The 17,059-nt window shown below is 66.3% G+C and carries 16 protein-coding genes; 11 read left to right on the forward strand and 5 right to left on the reverse strand.

Features of this window, described 5'->3' with window-relative positions; all coding sequences use genetic code 11:
• Window position 1: 1 nt before the first annotated feature.
• The 3 genes from ACVWWN_RS35805 to ACVWWN_RS35815 are packed head-to-tail and all read right to left on the reverse strand — an operon-like array spanning window position 2 to window position 5,579.
• Window positions 2–607 carry a DUF7158 domain-containing protein gene (locus ACVWWN_RS35805; RefSeq protein WP_457148082.1) on the reverse strand — a complete coding sequence of 202 codons (606 nt, stop codon included), beginning with the start codon at window positions 605–607 and terminating at the stop codon, window positions 2–4.
• Window positions 604–4,794 (reverse strand): glycoside hydrolase family 38 N-terminal domain-containing protein, encoded by a 4,191-nt coding sequence (locus ACVWWN_RS35810; RefSeq protein ID WP_457148083.1) that lies wholly within the window; start codon window positions 4,792–4,794, stop codon window positions 604–606. Before ACVWWN_RS35810 ends, ACVWWN_RS35805 begins: the two co-directional genes overlap by 4 nt.
• 17 nt (window positions 4,795–4,811) lie before the next feature.
• The gene (locus ACVWWN_RS35815; protein WP_457148084.1) at window positions 4,812–5,579 is read right to left on the reverse strand and encodes an endonuclease/exonuclease/phosphatase family protein; all 768 of its coding nucleotides are present in this window, start codon (window positions 5,577–5,579) and stop codon (window positions 4,812–4,814) included.
• A gap of 18 nt (window positions 5,580–5,597) precedes the next feature.
• Here ACVWWN_RS35815 and ACVWWN_RS35820 point away from each other — a divergent pair, with 18 nt between their 5' ends.
• Window positions 5,598–6,149 carry a hypothetical protein gene (locus ACVWWN_RS35820; RefSeq protein WP_457148085.1) on the forward strand — a complete coding sequence of 184 codons (552 nt, stop codon included), beginning with the start codon at window positions 5,598–5,600 and terminating at the stop codon, window positions 6,147–6,149.
• Here the strand turns inward: ACVWWN_RS35820 and ACVWWN_RS35825 are convergent.
• Window positions 6,139–7,098 (reverse strand): helix-turn-helix transcriptional regulator, encoded by a 960-nt coding sequence (locus ACVWWN_RS35825; RefSeq protein ID WP_457148086.1) that lies wholly within the window; start codon window positions 7,096–7,098, stop codon window positions 6,139–6,141. The two genes, ACVWWN_RS35820 and ACVWWN_RS35825, sit on opposite strands and share 11 nt — an antisense overlap.
• A gap of 61 nt (window positions 7,099–7,159) precedes the next feature.
• Here ACVWWN_RS35825 and ACVWWN_RS35830 point away from each other — a divergent pair, with 61 nt between their 5' ends.
• The 9 genes from ACVWWN_RS35830 (at window position 7,160) to ACVWWN_RS35870 (ending at window position 15,219) form a co-directional block, all read left to right on the forward strand.
• The gene (locus ACVWWN_RS35830) at window positions 7,160–7,720 is read left to right on the forward strand and encodes a DinB family protein (protein ID WP_457148087.1); all 561 of its coding nucleotides are present in this window, start codon (window positions 7,160–7,162) and stop codon (window positions 7,718–7,720) included.
• A 3-nt stretch (window positions 7,721–7,723) separates the two neighbouring features.
• Window positions 7,724–8,323: a DinB family protein gene (locus tag ACVWWN_RS35835; protein WP_457148088.1), complete on the forward strand. Its 600-nt coding sequence runs from the start codon at window positions 7,724–7,726 to the stop codon at window positions 8,321–8,323.
• Between the two features lie 99 nt (window positions 8,324–8,422).
• Entirely contained in the window at window positions 8,423–9,553 is a 1,131-nt protein-coding gene (locus tag ACVWWN_RS35840) for an acyl-CoA dehydrogenase family protein (RefSeq protein ID WP_457148089.1), read from the forward strand.
• 184 nt (window positions 9,554–9,737) lie between these two features.
• Entirely contained in the window at window positions 9,738–10,295 is a 558-nt protein-coding gene (locus ACVWWN_RS35845; protein ID WP_457148090.1) for an alpha/beta fold hydrolase, read from the forward strand.
• 51 nt (window positions 10,296–10,346) lie between these two features.
• Window positions 10,347–10,586 (forward strand): hypothetical protein, encoded by a 240-nt coding sequence (locus ACVWWN_RS35850; RefSeq protein WP_457148091.1) that lies wholly within the window; start codon window positions 10,347–10,349, stop codon window positions 10,584–10,586.
• 263 nt (window positions 10,587–10,849) lie between these two features.
• Entirely contained in the window at window positions 10,850–12,205 is a 1,356-nt protein-coding gene (locus tag ACVWWN_RS35855) for an ABC1 kinase family protein (RefSeq protein ID WP_457148092.1), read from the forward strand.
• Window positions 12,205–13,107, forward strand: coding sequence for an alpha/beta fold hydrolase (locus ACVWWN_RS35860; protein ID WP_457148093.1), 903 nt, complete (start codon window positions 12,205–12,207; stop codon window positions 13,105–13,107). The genes ACVWWN_RS35855 and ACVWWN_RS35860 overlap by 1 nt, the downstream gene beginning before the upstream one ends.
• Window positions 13,108–13,257: 150 nt before the next feature.
• On the forward strand, window positions 13,258–14,127 hold the full coding sequence (locus ACVWWN_RS35865; RefSeq protein WP_457149406.1) for a cyclopropane mycolic acid synthase family methyltransferase: 870 nt from the start codon (window positions 13,258–13,260) through the stop codon (window positions 14,125–14,127).
• 195 nt (window positions 14,128–14,322) lie between these two features.
• Entirely contained in the window at window positions 14,323–15,219 is an 897-nt protein-coding gene (locus ACVWWN_RS35870; RefSeq protein ID WP_457148094.1) for a cyclopropane mycolic acid synthase family methyltransferase, read from the forward strand.
• Window positions 15,220–15,241: 22 nt separating this feature from the next.
• Here ACVWWN_RS35870 and ACVWWN_RS35875 read toward each other — a convergent pair whose 3' ends face one another.
• The gene (locus tag ACVWWN_RS35875; RefSeq protein ID WP_457148095.1) at window positions 15,242–15,856 is read right to left on the reverse strand and encodes a class I SAM-dependent methyltransferase; all 615 of its coding nucleotides are present in this window, start codon (window positions 15,854–15,856) and stop codon (window positions 15,242–15,244) included.
• A gap of 149 nt (window positions 15,857–16,005) precedes the next feature.
• On the opposite strand from ACVWWN_RS35875, the gene ACVWWN_RS35880 reads away from it, so the two are divergent.
• The gene (locus ACVWWN_RS35880; RefSeq protein ID WP_457148096.1) at window positions 16,006–17,010 is read left to right on the forward strand and encodes a polysaccharide deacetylase family protein; all 1,005 of its coding nucleotides are present in this window, start codon (window positions 16,006–16,008) and stop codon (window positions 17,008–17,010) included.
• The last annotated feature ends 49 nt before the right edge of the window (window positions 17,011–17,059 follow it).

Here is a 17,059-nt window from a genome sequence, read left to right on the forward strand (position 1 = left end):
CTCAGTGCCTATGGGTGTTGTCGGGTTGTCGGGGATCGCCGGGGTGCTCATAGCCGGGTGCGAGTTCGACGAGTGCGTCGAACCTGCCGTCGAGCCACAGCCGGAACGCGCGGCGCCTGGCCGCCGCGCGCAGATGCTCCCTCACCTCGGTGCGCACGTCGTGGAGCGGGGGCGGGTCGGCCGGTTCAGCCGTCCATTTCCGCGGTGCGGCGAACCGCAGCGGGTTACGCACGTGATAGGCGGCGACGGCGTCGTCGGTGACGTCCACCCCGGCAGTCAAGCTCACGAACAACGCGCGCGCCAATGGATCGGCAAGCACCGATGCGGCCACACTGCCGATCTCCATATGCGCGGTGATATCCGGCAGCAGCTCGTCCTCGCTCGGTGCGCCGGCGGCGGAGAGGCCCCGCCTGGCCGCCTCGCTCGCCACCACACGCTCGGATACCAGCAGCTGGGTCAGCCAGCGGCGCAACTGCCGGCCCTCGCTGGTGCGGCGGTCGGGCAGCGACGAGGCGAGCCGCGTCGCCCGGAGCCGTTCCTCGCGGGCGTCCACCTCGGTAACGGACACGACGATGCCGTCGACGGTGGCGGCGCGCTGCGGTGTCACCGCACCGTCACCGTGACCGCAGGCGAGTAGACCAGGCTTCCCGCACAACCGATCCGGATCAGCGCCCACCACTGACCGCGCTCCACCCACACCGGCGGTGCCACCTCGAAGGCAAGTTCCACCGCACCCCCGGCGGGCACCTCGGCGCCGACCGCCGCAGGCCCCAACCAGTCCCAGGTGCCCCACGGGCTGATCAGGTGCGCCTCGACCGCGAGATCCGCACGGGCGTCGGTGCCGACCGTGACCGCCAGCCTGGCCGTCTCACCGGCCGCGAGTTCCACCGCTTCCGGCTCGTCGACCAGCCGTAGCAGCACCTGTCCCTGCGGCGCGCCGACCGAAACGATGCACACGTCCTCGACCACCTGACGCCACGCCGGCGGCATCGAACCGGCATCGCTACCCGTGACCACAAGTTCGGCACGCAGTGGATAAAGGCCCGGTGGCGCGTCAGCGGGTACGGCGACGGCGATGTCGGACTCCAGGTGCTCGCCGGGCGGCAACACGAACGCCAGCTCGGCCTGATCGGAAGTCCAGCGGTCGGGGCACAGCAGGTGGACCTTGCCGTGCAGGACCGCGTCGCTGCAGTCACTGGCCGCGGTAAGACGAAGCCGCACTTCGGAATCGGGCTCCGCTACCGCGAATTGCGGGTGGAGATGGGCCACGGCGGGCAGCCCGCCCAGTGCCGCGGGTCCGCGGTTGTGCAGCCAGTACCGTGCATAAAGCGGCTGCGCTGCTTCGGCTTCGGGCGCCAGGACTGCGTGATCGGCCTCGATCATCCGCGGTAGGTTCAGCCGGGTCAGCACGGTGGCGATCTCGTAGCCGTGCAGCGTCAGCCCGTCTTGCGAGAGTTCCTGTAGCCGGGGCTGTTCGAGGAGGTCGACGCGGGAGGCCGCCGAGACCCGGCGCAGCCCGGAGCGGACCACGACATCGGTGGGGGCACCGCACGTCTCGACCAGGCGGACCGCAACGGCCTCGGCGGGGTCGACGGGTTGGCCGCTGCCCGCTGTCAGCGGGTTGCCCGCCGCCTTGAGGGCCCCGAGAGAGACCTTGCCGGCCGGTTCGATCTCCAGCAGCGAGCCCCAGGACGGCAATCCCCCTGCCGCCCTGGTATTTTCGCCGACCGCGAGGAGCGGCCGGGAAAACTCCGCGCTGCGGCTCGGCACTCCCGCGGCTCGCCAGTCACCGTCGCCGGACACGAGCGCGTAGTCGAACGAGTGGGTCCAGTGCTGCAGCTGGAAATTCGAGCCGTCGGGTGCCGTCCGGCGCGGCGGATCGATCCATGTGCCCGACGGCCAACCCGTGCACGACCGCATCAGCGACAGGCTCAGCGTGCCGTCGGAATCGACGGCGAACCCGGGCATCCCGCGGTTGAGCACCGCAACCGTCCTGGCCTCGAAGGGTCCCGACTGCGCGGGAGCTTCCTGCTCGACGGTGATCTCGGCGTCATCGAGATCACCGACCACCCCGGCGACCGTGACGTCCAGATCCGATCCGGCGACGACGAGCACCGGCAACGCACGGGCACCTCGCAGATCGGCATCCGGCACCCACCGGTCGACGAGCGGCGACGTCGCGGGCACCCACACCCGCGCGGCTCCCGTCGCGTACAGCTGCCGCTTCAGCTCTTCGGCGTACACCGGATCGGCGGCAGCCAAAACGGCTGCAGTGAAGGCATTCTGGTCGGGACCACCGAGCACGATCCGGGTGTCCGGCAGGTTGGAGTCGACGGTAAGATCACCGTATCGCGGCTTGTCGGCGCTACTGCAGGTGGCTGTGACGCCCGCGCGGCCGAGCGCCACCACCAGGGCACGCGCCAAGTGCGCCGACACCGACTCGGTCGGCGTCACCACCTCGGCCACAGACACCGCGCGCACCTCCCGGCTGTTGACGCGCACCCTGACCGCCGACGACAGCCCGAACCAGCCGTAAGCCGGGTTGTCCAGCGTCCACGGGTGCACCGCGGAGTCGACGGCGGACCGCGGATCCCGTCCGTGGGTCAGCCCGAAGCCGCGTCCGATCACGGCGTCGCCGACCTCGCTGACCGGTAGCGCGCCGGGCACGGGACACGGCCAGCGCAGCCTGATCAGGCGGTCGGCGCCGGCGAAGTCGTCGATCGTGGTCTCACAGTCCAGCCGGTCCACGCCATGCCACAACGTCAAGGTCTGTTTATAGCAGAGCAATTCGCCGATCCGACCGCGCACGACCAGTCGTTCTCCCAGCGGGCCGCGGTAGGCCTGCGCCTCTGCGGAATCCATCGACGACAAGACGATCGGCCCCTTCGGCAGCAGGTGCCACGGACCTTCACCGGCCTGCGGGTGGGCCGGATACTCCTCGTAGACGGCCAGCTCGTTGCCCACTCGGCCGTCGCCGATCAGCTCGCGCCCGGAGGCGAGCTCGACCAGGGAGCCCACCCCGCCACCCCTCATGGGGTCCACCAGCAGCCGGTAGTGCCCGTTAGCGATCGCGTTGCCGCCCACGGGTTCCCATCCTTCATCGTGCTCACCCGGAACCAACCGATAGGACTGCCACCCCAGCGACGGCACATCGCGCGCCAGCCAGCTCAGCGAGCGTCCGCTGTGCTCGACGTGCACCGGCAGCGTTGCGCCATCGGCGTCGATCACCCGCACGCCCGCTCCGGCGGCGCGGCCCAGCCGGACGGTCACCACATCGGTGCGCTTGTGCGCCAAGGCGTTCCACACCACCACTGATCCGTCGACCGCGCTGGACAGCAGCTGCAGCGCATTGTTGCGCGCCGTGGTCCCGAGCTCCCACGCGTCGCGCCAACTGGTCAACAGATCGAGATAGACCTGATCGGACTCCGACCCCGTGATTGCGTCGTGGTGTGCGCCGTAGGCGAGTTGTACCCACGCCTTCTGAAGCGCGGCCTGCGGATAGGTGGCTCCTCCGAGCAGCCCCGCGAACACCGCGAAGCGCTCGGCGTCGAGCACGGCGTCCTCGGCGGCCCGGTTGGCCTGTTTGGTGTCGATGTACGACACGTCCTTGCCGGTGTAGATCGGGTTCATGTCGCGGGTCTGCGGTGAGGCGGCCATGCCGCGGGCGTCCAGTTCGGCGCGCACGGCGGCAAAGAATTCCCTCGGCAGCGCGCAGACGAAACGCGGCCAGGTGTAGCGCGCATTCCAGTCGCGGTGAATCTCGGTGACCCACTTGTTCGGCGGCGTGTAGTCGGTGCCGACCGGGAGCAGGACGTTGCGGGTCAACGCCACCCGCCGCAGCGATGCGAACAGACCGTAGGTGGCGGTCTCGGCCTCCTCGAGAGACGCCGCCGAATCCATCCACCATCCGGCGGCGTAGTGCGCGGGCATGTAATGGGTCAGCAGACCGCGTCCAGATGGGGCGACCCATTCGAACTCGCTGGCGAACTGCATGCGCTCGGGGTCGCCGCCTGCGGCCATCGGCCCCCACTGGTGGTGCGGGCCGCGGGCCCACGAGCTGGATGTCAGTCCGGCGTCGGCGGCCATGCCGGGGAACTGCGGGTCGTGCCCGAACGCGTCGAGTTGCCACGCGGTGGCCGGGTCGGCGCCGAGCACGCCACGCTGAAAACCCATGCCGGTCACGAAGTTCCGGATCGTCGTCTCCGGACTCGTGAGGTTGGTGTTCGGCTCGTTGTAGGTGCCGCCCATGATCTCGACGCGGCCCTCGGAAATGAGCCGGCGCAGGTCGGCACGGTCCTCGGGATGGGTGTCCCAGTACGGTTTGAGATAGTCGACCTCGGCGAGCACGAACTTGTACTCCGGTTCGCGGCGCGCCACCTCGAGGTGCGCGTGGACCAGCTCGAACCCGTTGGTCTGCCGGCACCGGCCGGGCGGATCCTCGGTCCACACGCTGGTGTACGCGGCCTGGGTGTTCCACCACACCGGGTCGTAATGGAAGTGGCTGACCATGTGCATGGTCCAGCCGGGCTCGGCAACGGTGAAGGTGAACGGCGTGGCGGCGTCGCCGGCGAGGATCGCGGCATCGCGTAGCTGACCGACGACGGGGGCCGTCACGGCGACCGGCACTTCGACCGAGCCCTCCGCGGAGGCCATCACCGGTGACGGCGTGCTCAGGCCGTCACCGACGATCCGGACCTCCGCGGCGCCGCCGGTATGGGCGACCCGCACCAGCTGCAGCGGCGCGTCCGGCGGCCCGGTGAACAGCTCCGTCGACTCCGCCGAGATGACCTGCACCCCAGAACCCTACGGCGTCAAGGACGGGAAATGTCGATGACAAGCGCACGATGGTCCGAGATGGGCAGGCGCGGCGCCGAACAGGCCTCGACCCGCAGAGTCTGGTCGTCGGTGAGGACGTGGTCGAGCTGTTGGTCGGGGTCGTCGACCGGAAATGTGGGCGCCTCACCCAGCGAACGCATCCCGGTCCAGCGACTGGGGCCCGTCGGTGTCATGTTGAGATCACCCATCAGCACGTGAGGCCCCGGGAAACCGCGCAGATCGCGGATCAGCCGCCGCAGTTGAATCCGGTTCCATCCCGGCACGAACGACAGATGGGTGTTGGCGACGGTCAACGGGCCCAGCGGGGTGTCGAACCGCCCGACCATCGCCGCCCTGGGCTCTTCGTTCACCACTTGAATACGGCCGGGTGCGGGCAGATACATGGGAAATCGCACCGGTATCCGAGGCAGGCGCACCACCTGCCACGTTTCGGCGAGGAACCGCGACAACAGCGCGATGCCGTAGGCGGCGGTACCGGGCTGCTCGCGGCCCGTCGCGGCCATCCACGTCGCGCCCGGCGTACCGGCGATCGCCGCCACGAACCGGTGGCTGATCGCCCCCATCGCCTCGGCGGCGACGGCGGTCAGGTCGGACATGCCCGAGCGCGGCTGGTCCAGATCGACCTCCTGCAGCGCCAGCACGTCGGGGTCGAGCTGACGGACCGATTCGGCCAGTCGTTCCGGTCCGACGGTGCCGTCGCGAACACTGCGCCCGTGCAAGATGTTGAAGGTGGCCATCCGCATGGGTACTAGGTACCCACGATGCCGAGAAGAAATGACGATCTGCGTGAGGCGCTGAAGCGCGCGGCCTCGGCCTTCAAGGCCCATGGTCCGGAGTTCGCGCTGGCGGGAAGCTATGCGCTGTGGGTCTATGGCGGCCCCGAACCCGTGCACGACGTCGATTTCGTCGTCGCGGAAGCGGATACCGAAGCCGCTGCGCTCACGCTGGAGAAGGTCGGCTTCCGGATCGAGCGCACCCCGGAAGACTGGCTGTTCAAGGCGTGTGTCGGCGAGGACTTCGTGATCGATGTCCTGCACCGGCTCAACAACACGCCCGTCGACGCCGCGACGCTCGCTTCGTCGGACGACGTCGACGTCCTCGCCATTCGCATGCCGGTGCTGCCTCCGACGCAGGTGATCACGGAGAAACTGAATTCGCTCAACGAGCATCACTGCGACTTCACCGAACTGTTGCCGGCGGTGCGGGCCGTCCGCGAACAGGTGGACTGGGATCGGGTGCGCGCTGACACCGCCGATAACGACTTCGCCGCCGCGTTGGTCTTTCTCATCGACCGGTTGGGCATCACGGCCTGAGCGTGGCGCGAGTCAGCCGCTCGGCCAGCGATCTCACCGCCTCGGCCACCTCCGGCGGGTCGAGCACTTCGAAATCACGGCCGGGCAGTGCCGGGTAGAAGACGATCTTCTCCGGATCGTCCGCGCCCGCGGTCAACACGCAGGCATCCGGTCCATCGGCCTCGATGGTCACCGAGGTGGGCGAGAAATATTGCGCCACCACATTTCGCGGGGCAAAGTAGCGCACCCGGGCGACGTAGCGGTAGGGCGACGAGCTGATCGAACGGCGTACATACGTCGCCGCGTCCGGCGCTTCGCGCGGTGTGAAAGTGCTGCCGAGTGCCCGGACGTCGCCGAATCGGTCCAGTCGCAGGCTGCGCCAGTCCAGGCGATCCCGGTCGTAGGCCAGCAGATACCAGCGCCGTCCCGTGGTCACCAGTTGGTACGGCTCCAGCCTGCGCTCGGTGCTGGTGCCCGCGCGGTCGATGTAGCCGGCGGCGACATGTTCGCAATCGCGACAGGCGCGGGCCAGGGTCATGAGCACATCGGGTTCGACGGGTGAATCCGAGTGGTCGGTCGTGAGCGTCACCGTGGTGTCGTGGACCGCCGACACCTGTGACCGCAGCCGCGCCGGCATCACCTGATCGAGCTTGCTCAACGCGCGCAGCGCCGACTCGCCGACACCCGCCACACTGCCCCCAGCCGCCAGCCGGAGGCAGACGGCCATGGCGACGGCTTCATCGGGGTCGAGCAGCAGCGGGGGCAACGCGGCGCCCGCCCCCAGCTGGTAGCCACCGCCGTGTCCCTTGCTCGCATGCACCGGGTAGCCGAGGTCACGTAGCCGCTCCACATCGCGGCGCACGCTACGGGTGGTCACGCCGAGCCGCTCGCCGAGCTCCTCACCCGTCCACACCCGGCGCGACTGCAACAGACCGAGGAGCCGCAGCACCCGGCTCGTCGTTTCCGACACGAGACAACTCTGCCGCATTCATAGGACGGAAACTGTCCTATATCAATGTCAGGGTAGTCACATGAGTGCACGGTCCCCTGAGAAAACCAGTGAAAACACCCTGACCACCCAGCTCGCCGACCAGCTTGATTTCCACTGGACCCATCAATTGCGTCCGCGATTGGCGGGTCTGACCGACGACGAGTACTTCTGGCAGCCGGTCCCTGGCTGCTGGACGGTCGGCCGGGACGGCTCGATCGACTTCGCTTACCCGGCGCCGGAGCCGGCCCCATTCACGACGATCGCGTGGCGACTCGCTCACGTGATCGTCGGCGTGCTGGCCATGCGCAGCCATTCCCACTTCGGCGGCCCCGAGGCGAGCTATGAGACATGGCAGTACGCCACCGACGCGGCGACGGCGGTGCGCCAGCTCGACGAGGAGTACCGGAGATGGATCGACGGCATCCGCAGCCTCTCCGACGATGACCTGACCCGGCCGTGTGGACCCGCCGAAGGTCCGTATGCCGACTATCCATTCAGCGCCCTGGTCCTGCACATCAATCGGGAAGTCATCCACCACGGCGCGGAGATCGCCTGCATTCGAGATCTGTACGCGCACACCACCACGACGAAGGAGAACTGAACGATGCCCGGCATTGCCCCACCCGTCGACGACGAGCGCGATGCACTCCACCAATTTCTCGACTACCACCAGAAAGCGTTCTTCGCCGTCGCCTATGGGCTCACCGACGAACAGGCACGCTCCACCCCTTCGGTGAGCAAACTGTCGATCGGCGGCTTGATCAAACACGCGACGGGTGTCCAACGCTCGTGGATGCAGCGCGTGTCGTCGGCGCCGGACGTTCCGGCCCCCGACAACCGGCCATTCGAGGAGCGCGCGGCGCAATACCAGGACGAGTACGTGATGCGGGAGGACGAGGCGCTCGGCGACCTCCTCGCGGCACTGAAGGCGCAGAACGCCGATACCCTGCGGATCTTCGCCGAGTCCGACCTCGACACCCCGGTACCGGTGCCTCACGACGCACCGTGGTTTCCCTCCGACGTCGCCAACTGGTCGATCCGCTGGGTCGCTCACCACCTGATCAACGAATTGGCCCGGCACGCCGGACACGCCGACATCATCAGAGAATCCATCGACGGGGCGACCATGTACGACCTGATCGCCGGTCTGGAGGGTTGGCCGGAGACCGACTGGATCAAGCCATGGAGACCGGCCGCTGTGTGAGGTAGCTCACCGGATTGCGCCAACGCATGTCCGGACCGGGTTGTAGAGGACATGAAGTGCGCCACCGTTCCGATCGCGGATCCGATCCACGATGAACTCGTGTCGAAAGCCGTTGGCCTACAGCCGCTCCTGCGCAAACACGCCGTCGCCGGCGACGCCGCGCGCAGGACGGCGGACGAGGTTGTCGACAGCCTGACCGAGGCTGGTTTCTTCCGGCTCCATACTCCGCGGAAGTTCGGCGGCTACGAAGCCGACGTACGCACGGTCGTCGAGATCACCGAAAAGCTGGGCGAGGCGGACGGCTCCGCCGCCTGGCTGGTGGGTTTGGGGGCGACCGCGTCGTGGATGGTCGGCCGGTTGTCCGAGCAGGCGCAGTCGGAGATCTTCGCCGAGGACAGCAACGCGCGCGTCGCGGCGGGCAGCGCGCCGGCGCGCGGTCGCCGCGTCGCCGGGGGGCTTCGGTTCAGCGGCCGCTGGCCCTACGCGTCCGGATCCGCGTTCGCCAGGTGGGCGGCATGCCCGGTGAGCACCGCCGATGATTCCGGAGCCACCACCGGCATGTACTACTGCATGGTCCCCGCGACCGATCTGCGCCTCGAAGACACCTGGCGAACCACGGGTATGCGCGGCACCGCCAGCAACACCTGGGCCGGCGAGGACATCTTCGTTCCCGATTACCGAGTGCTGTCGGCGGGAGAGTTGGACAGCAGCGTCGCCGGACCGAGGGACCGACTGCCGTTCGCCATTCTCGCATCACTCGACCTGCTGGGGCCGATCCTCGGAATAGGTCGTGCGGCACTGGACTTCACCATCGACAAGGCGCCGACGAAGGCCATGCACCACACGTTCTTCGCCAGTCAGAGCGACTCGGTCGGGGTGCAGGTGCAGATCGCCGAGGCCGCGCTGCAGCTGGAGACGGCCCGGTTGCACGCATACAGCGTTGCCGATCAGCTGGACCGTTCGGTGACCGCCGATCGGCCGCTCCGCTACGACGAGCGCGCGAAGGCCCGCGCGCAGTGCGGTTACGCCGCGCGGACGGTGATCAAAGCGATCGAAACCCTGGTCGACGTCCACGGCGCCGGCACCTTCGCCGAATCGAACCCGCTGCAACAGTTCTGGCGGGATGCCAACACCGCCGCCCGACATGCCAGCTTCTATCCGGTCGTCGGCTACGAGATCTTCGGCAAATCGCTACTCGGAGTCGACGAGCGCATCAGCGCGTTCGTGTAGCCGTCCAGGTATGAAGTTTCCGACGGTATTCGCGCAATCAGCGTCGACAACCGTACTTTCGAGCTCTGCAGACCCGGAGCGGGACAGCCGACTGCGGCGATGGAGTCGAAATCTTCTACGAGGATCTCGGCAGTCCCGCCGGTCCTCCGGTGCTGCTGATCATGGGCGTGGGCGCCCAGCTACGATGTGGCCGGACGGATTCTGTGCCCAGTTGATCGAGCGTGGTTACCGCGTGATCCGCTTCGATCATCGCGACACGGGGTTGTCGAGCAAGATGCAACGGACTCCGCGCCACGGGGTCGGTGTACCCGCGAGTGTTGAGGTATCTGGTCGGCCGGGCCAGTCCGTGCCCCACATCCTCGTCGACCTCGCCGAGGATGTGCGTGGACTGCTCGATCACCTCGAGATCGGGCGTGCCCACGTCGTCGGCGCATCGATGGGCGGGATGATCGCCCAGGTGCTCGCCGGCAGTCACCCCGACCAGATCCTGTCGCTGGGACTCATCATGACCAGTGCGGGCAGGCCCTCCTCCCCGGTGCCACGACTGCGGGTGATCAGGCTGGCGTTCGGCGCGCCCGCCAAGCACGTGTCCACCGACGAGGAGCTGGCGTTCGAGGTGCGCAACATCTCGATCATCAACGGCCCGAACTTCCTTCTGCCCGTTGACCGGGTTCAAGAGCTCAGGGCTCGCAGCGACTACCCGCAGGGCATGCTTCGTCTGGCTCAGCCGGGCACACCCTGATCCTCACTGGGGAGGGGCGCGGGGCCGGTCACCGACGGAACCGCCACGCTCGTGGGCGGTTCGGTAGGCGGCGTGGTCGTGGTGATGGTCTCTCCCGTGGTAACCGGCGCCGTCGACGGGGCCGACGGCTCCCCCGGTTCCGCGGAGCTGACCGTGCTGGACGCCACCCCGAGTGCGGTCATCGCGACTGCGGCGCTCGCGCCGATGCCCGCCGAAACAACCTTGAACTTCGTCGAATTCATGATTCACAACTCCGTCCGGTATCAAATGGGTCCCGGGACGCGCTCATAGGGACCAACGGAACGATGAAGGGGACAACATTGACTCCCTATCTATTAGGTAGCCAAATGAGTTCGCGGCCAAACCTCGCTGCTTTGCCCCGCGCAGACGAAACATCCGCTCACCGCGAGGCCCTCGAACACGCCGAAACAACGTCCTCGGTCGTCAAACCACCGCCGCGGCAGCCCGGAATTGTGTCTCGGCGCGGTCAGCCGGACTGTGACCCGCTCCACAGGCTTTTTCGCCCGCCCGCCGATTTTGAGACACTGCAATCTATGAGTCCTACGCCGAAAACACCGCACCGTGAGGTAGCCAGGCTGGACCGGGTACCGCTGCCGGTCGAGGCAGCCCGCATCGGCGCGACGGGTTGGCAGATGACCCGCACCGGTGCCCGGATCGTCACCAAGCTCACCGGCAAGGGTTCGCTGCAGCAGAAGGTGATCAGGCAGATCCCCAAGACGTTCGCCGATCTCGGGCCCACCTACGTCAAATTCGGCCAGATCATCGCGTCCAGCCCGGGCGCCTTCGGCGAGTCGCTGTCCCGGGAGTTCCGCAGCCTGCTCGACGCGGTCCCGCCCGCCGACACGGACGGAGTGCACAAGCTGTTCAAGGAGGACCTCGGCGACGCACCCTCGAACCTGTTCGCGACCTTCGACGAGAAGCCGTTCGCGTCGGCGTCGATCGCGCAGGTGCACTACGCGACGCTGCACACCGGTGAAGAGGTCGTCGTCAAGATCCAGCGACCCGGCATCCGTCGCCGCGTCGCGGCCGACCTGCAGATCCTCAAGCGCGGCGCACGCCTCGTGGAGTTCGCCAAGCTGGGTCAGCGGCTGTCCGCGCAGGATGTCGTCGCCGACTTCGCCGACAACCTCGCCGAAGAGCTCGACTTCCGGCTCGAGGCGCAGTCGATGGACGCGTGGGTGTCACACATGCACGCGTCACCGCTGGGCCGCAACATCCGGGTTCCTCAGGTTTATTGGGACCTGACGAGCGAGCGGGTGCTGACGATGGAGCGCGTCCAGGGCGTCCGCATCGACGACGCCGCGGCGATCCGCAAGGCCGGCTTCGACGGCACCGAACTCGTCAAGGCATTGTTATTCAGCGTGTTCGAGGGCGGCCTGCGCCACGGCCTCTTCCACGGGGACCTGCACGCCGGCAACCTGTACGTCGACCCCGACGGCAAGATCGTGTTCTTCGATTTCGGCATCATGGGCCGTATCGACCCACGCACCCGGTGGCTGCTGCGCGAGTTGGTCTATGCCCTGCTGGTGACGAAGGACCACGCCGCGGCGGGCAAGATCGTCGTCTTGATGGGTGCCGTCGGCACCATGAAGCCCGAGGCGGAGGCCGCCAAGGACCTGGAAAGGTTCGCGACGCCGTTGACCATGTCGTCGTTGGGCGAGATGAGCTACGCCGAGATCGGCAAGCAGCTGTCCACGCTGGCCGATGCCTACGACGTGAAGCTGCCCCGCGAGCTCGTGCTGATCGGCAAGCAGTTCCTCTACGTCGAGCGCTATATGAAGCTGCTGGCCCCGAAGTGGCAGATGATGTCCGATCCGCAGCTGACGGGCTACTTCGCCAACTTCATGGTCGAGGTCTCCCGGGAACACACAGAAGAGGTCGAAGCGTAGTGGATGTCCGCACCGGCACCGCGAAATCGGGTGAGCTCGACATCTACTACGAGGACATGGGCGATCCGAACCATCCTGCCGTCCTGCTCATCATGGGGCTCGGCGCGCAACTGTTGTTCTGGCGCAAGGACTTCTGCGAGAAGCTCGTCAACCAGGGTCTGCGCGTCATCCGGTACGACAACCGCGATGTCGGCCTCTCGAGCAAGGTGACGGGCCGGCACACCGGGGCCGCGATGGCACCGCGGATGATCCGCTCCTTCCTCGGTCTGCCCAGTCCGGCGGCGTACACGCTGGAAGACGTCGCCGACGACGCGGCCGCACTGCTCGATCACCTCGGCGTCGACCGGGCGCACATCGTCGGCGCCTCGATGGGAGGCATGGTCGCGCAGGTTTTCGCCGCTCGTCACCACACCCGCACGAAGACGCTGGGGGTGATCTTCTCCAGCAACAACCAGCCGTTGCTGCCGCCGCCTGGGCCCAAGCAACTGCTGGCCATCCTGCAGCGGCCGAAGAGCGCCACCCGCGAGGCCATCATCGACAACGCCATCCGGGTCACCAGGATCATAGGAAGCCCCGGCTATCCGGCTCCTGCCGATCGGATCCGCGCCGAGGCGATCGAGGGTTACGACCGCTCCTACTACCCCGCCGGGGTCGGCCGCCATTTTGCCGCGATCATGGGCAGCGGCAGCCTGCTGCACTACGACCGGCAGATCACCGCCCCGACGGTGGTCATTCATGGCAGGGCCGACAAGCTGATGCGCCCGTCCGGTGGCCGCGCGATTGCCCGAGCGATTGCGGGCGCCAGGTTGGTGCTGTTCAGTGGGATGGGACACGAGCTCCCGCGTGAGCTCTGGGATGACATCATCGGCGAGTTGAAGACCACCTTCGCCGAAGCTGCCTAGCCCGTAGGACCCACGTGTCAATTGGGTTCCCGGAGCCCCAATCGCGTAACATTCGGTCGAATGCTTCAGGGGGCATCGCACGTTGTCATCGGTGACGTCGACAAAGGTGACGTCGACTGTTGAGTGAACAGCCAGAAAGGCACCGAGACCATGGCTCGAGGCAAGAGCTTACAACCACATTTCGAAGACGTTCAGGCCCACTACGACCTGTCCGACGAGTTCTTCCGCCTGTGGTTGGACCCTAGCCAGACCTACAGCTGCGCGTACTTCGAGCGGGACGACATGACTCTCGAAGAGGCACAGCTGGCCAAGATCGACCTCGCGTTGGGCAAGCTCGGCCTCGAACCGGGCATGACGCTGCTCGACGTGGGCTGCGGGTGGGGTTCGACGATGATGCGGGCGATCGAGCGCTACGACGTCAACGTCATCGGGCTGACGCTCAGCGAGAACCAGAAGGGCCACGTCGAGAGGATCTTCGCCGAGTCCGACAGCCCCCGCAGCAAGCAGGTGCGGTTGCAGGGCTGGGAGCAGTTCGACGAGCCGGTCGACCGCATCGTGTCGATCGGTGCATTCGAACACTTCGGGTTCGATCGCTACGACGACTTCTTCAAGATGGCCCATTCGGCGCTGCCGGACGACGGCGTCATGTTGCTGCACACCATCACTGCGCTGACGCTGCCGCAGATGGTCGACCGCGGCATACCGCTGACGTTCGAGGTGGCCAGGTTCGTGAAGTTCATCCTCACCGACATCTTCCCCGGGGGTCGGCTGCCGTCCATCGAGAAGGTCGAGGAGCACGCCACCCCGGCGGGCTTCACGCTGGCCCGCCGCCAGTCGCTGCAGATGCACTACGCGCGGACGCTGGACTGCTGGTCCGAAGCGCTGGAGGCGCACAAGGACGAGGCGATCGCCATCCAGTCGCAGGAAATGTATGACCGCTACATGCGCTACCTCACCGGTTGCGCAAAGGGATTCCGCGTCGGTTACATCGATGTCAACCAATTCACGTTGGTCAAATAAACCATTTCGGCTCGCCCGGCGGTGCATGGTGTCGTCACCACGGCCGAAGTGGAGTGGATCACCCCGGAAACGCTATGGTGTACCGCTTGAGACGCGTGTCGACACGTCGACGGACCGCGGCGCGGTACGGTCACTGCAACCATTGGTGATGGACTGCGGCTGCAGCCTCACGAGGAAAGGCCAAGCAGGGGAAACATGTCTGATAACTCAACTGGCACGAAGGACTTGCGGCCCCACTTCGAGGAAATTCAGGCGCACTACGACCTGTCGGACGACTTCTTCGGCGTGTTTCAGGATCCGACCCGCAAATACAGCTGCGCGTACTTCACCGGGCCCAGCGCCACCCTCTCGGAGGCGCAGATCGCCGACGTCGACCTGAACCTGGACCGACTCGACCTCAAGCCTGGCATGACGCTGCTCGAGGTCGGCTGCGGCTGGGGGTTGACGCTGCAGCGCGCGATGGAGAAATACGACGTCAATGTCATCGGCCTGACGCTGTCGAAGAACCAGCAGGCCTACTGCAACCAGCTGCTGGCAACGTCCGAAAGCAAGCGCACATTCGAGGTGCGTCTGGAGGGGTGGGAACAGTTCCACCAGCCGGTCGATCGGATCGTGTCGATCGAGGCGTTCGAGCACTTCGGCTTCGAGCGCTACGACGACTTCTTCAAGACCTGCTTCGACATCCTTCCCGACGACGGCAGGATGACCATTCAGAGCAGCGTCGGTTATCACCCGTACGACCTGAACGCCCGCGGCAAGAAGCTGACGTTCGAGCTGGCACGGTTCATCAAGTTCATGATCACCGAGATCTTCCCGGGCGGCCGCATTCCGACCACGCAGATGATGGTGGAACACGGCGAGAAAGCCGGCTTCAAGGTGCCGGAGACGATGTCGCTGCGCAACCACTACATCAAGACGCTCGGCATCTGGGCGGACCGGCTCGAGCAGCACAAGGACGAGGCGATCGCGGCCACCGACGAAGAGAACTATCACCGCTACATGAAGTACCTGACGGGCTGCCAGTACTACTTCATCGACGAGTCCATCGACGTGAGCCTGGTGACCTATTTGAAGCCGGGCGCCGCCGCCTAGGTGTCGTGCCGCCTTCCGGTCCTCACTCGGCGGTGACCGATAGCGGTTTCCTCAGCACGACGCGATGGTCCAACCAGAGCTTTCCGGCCCCGTAGGCTCGTGTTCGGACACCCACTACTTGGGCCCCTGCCGCGGTTACGCTAGCGACGATCGTCGAGATCACGGGCGTCCGGAACGGCGCGCGGGTACCGTGCCGCAGAAGCCAGTAGAGCTCCTCGTGTGGTGCATGTTTCATGATGAACCGCTTCACCGGGTTCCGCGAATACTCGGTCATCTGGAAGTAGCCAGTTCCGCCCGGCTTGCGGACCCGGACGAACTCTGTCATGTAACGCTCGGCGAGAGTTGGCGGCATATGTTGGAGGACCAGATGACTGAAGGTGAAGTCGAAGGCACCGTCGTCGAAGATCGCAAGGTCGTCGTGGTCGTTGTGAACGAATTCGCAACGCGCACCGCGCCGATTCGAAGCGGGGGCGCCTTCGATCATGCCGGCAGCGATGTCGACCCCGACGGCCTCCTGAAAATAGTCCGCCAATGGCTGCGTGAGCCTGCCGAGACCGCATCCGGTCAGAATCGCCCACATCGGATTGATCTGCCCGAGCGAGTTCCACGTCTGCCCCAGGCTCTGCAGCTCGGTCATCGGCCTCCTTCGGAGGATTTGATAATTTCCAACAAACGTAGCAAACTATTGCGACTTAGCGGTGCCAAGGAGATTACTTGCCAGATCTAGCAAAAGCGCCAAAATGGGATCGCTTGCGATCAGGAAGGCGAACAAATGAGCAGCGCTCGGTGACGGGCCCATCGCTTCTCGGAGTGGCCAAGCGCCTTGCCGCCGTGCTGTTGTGCGCTTTCGGGGCGCCGGCGATCGCAAGGCGGGTGAACCGGCGACGCCTCTCCATCCTCATGTTCCACGGCGTGGAGTCCGAACCCGTTTCTCCCCCGTGTGATTACGTGCTCGACGTCGCCACCCTCCGGCGCGAGCTTGGATACATCCGCGACAAATTCCATGTGCTCCCGCTCGAGGAAGCCCTCGACCGGCTCTACTCCGGAACGCTGCCGAAGAGAGCCGCCACCATCACCTTCGACGACGGAACCATGAACCTCTTGACCCACGCGGCGCCGGTTCTTCGCGAACTCGAATTGCCTGCTGCGGTATTCCTGGCGACGGGGCTGATGGGAACGGAGAAGGCACTGTGGGCGGATGCGCTGTGGCTCGCCTTCGCGCATACCTCCGCACCGGTGCTGGACCTGGCGCCGCTCGAACTGGGCGATGTCGCGCTCGCCAGCGCCGCCGAGCGCGGAGCAGCATGCTCGAAGGTGGTCGAGCACTTGAAGGTGCTGCCGGACGACGAGCGGCTGGCGGCCGTCGACTCCCTTATCGCACACTTGAACCCACACAGTAGCGACCCGGGTCCGTTCCGGTTGTTGTCATGGGATCAGGCGCGACTGCTGGCTGCCGATGGATCGGTGACACTTCACCCACATTCGTCCACACATCCGATCCTTTCCCAGTGCTCCGACGAGAAAGTGCTGCATGAGGTGACCCAGTCCTGTGCTGACATCGAACGTGAAATTGGCTCTGCGCCAAGAGTTTTTGCCTATCCCAACGGAGGACTGCGCGACTTCGACGAACGCTGCAGAACAGCGTTGCGTGGACGTGGCATCCGGTGGGCCCTGGCGACAACGCACGGTTTCGCACATCTCGACTCCGATCCGCTGGCCATCCCGAGGGTCGGCATCGCGAGCAGTCTGTCATTCCCAAGCTTCAAGCTGGTCGCCTCGGGCTTGGGGTAATACCGTTCCTATCACCTTCGACCACAAGGCACGGCATACCATGAACCCA

This window comes from Mycobacterium sp. URHB0021 (assembly GCF_054057895.1).

What these genes read in the sequence shown, in the direction of transcription:
- ACVWWN_RS35815 (WP_457148084.1), bottom strand. Translation starts at nt 5,579, where the DNA reads ATGCGGATGGCCACCTTCAACATCTTGCACGGGCGCAGTGTTCGCGAC.
- ACVWWN_RS35820 (WP_457148085.1), top strand. Translation starts at nt 5,598, where the DNA reads ATGCCGAGAAGAAATGACGATCTGCGTGAGGCGCTGAAGCGCGCGGCC.
- ACVWWN_RS35830 (WP_457148087.1), top strand. Translation starts at nt 7,160, where the DNA reads ATGAGTGCACGGTCCCCTGAGAAAACCAGTGAAAACACCCTGACCACC.
- ACVWWN_RS35835 (WP_457148088.1), top strand. Translation starts at nt 7,724, where the DNA reads ATGCCCGGCATTGCCCCACCCGTCGACGACGAGCGCGATGCACTCCAC.
- ACVWWN_RS35845 (WP_457148090.1), top strand. Translation starts at nt 9,738, where the DNA reads ATGTGGCCGGACGGATTCTGTGCCCAGTTGATCGAGCGTGGTTACCGC.
- ACVWWN_RS35855 (WP_457148092.1), top strand. Translation starts at nt 10,850, where the DNA reads ATGAGTCCTACGCCGAAAACACCGCACCGTGAGGTAGCCAGGCTGGAC.
- ACVWWN_RS35865 (WP_457149406.1), top strand. Translation starts at nt 13,258, where the DNA reads ATGGCTCGAGGCAAGAGCTTACAACCACATTTCGAAGACGTTCAGGCC.
- ACVWWN_RS35870 (WP_457148094.1), top strand. Translation starts at nt 14,323, where the DNA reads ATGTCTGATAACTCAACTGGCACGAAGGACTTGCGGCCCCACTTCGAG.
- ACVWWN_RS35875 (WP_457148095.1), bottom strand. Translation starts at nt 15,856, where the DNA reads ATGACCGAGCTGCAGAGCCTGGGGCAGACGTGGAACTCGCTCGGGCAG.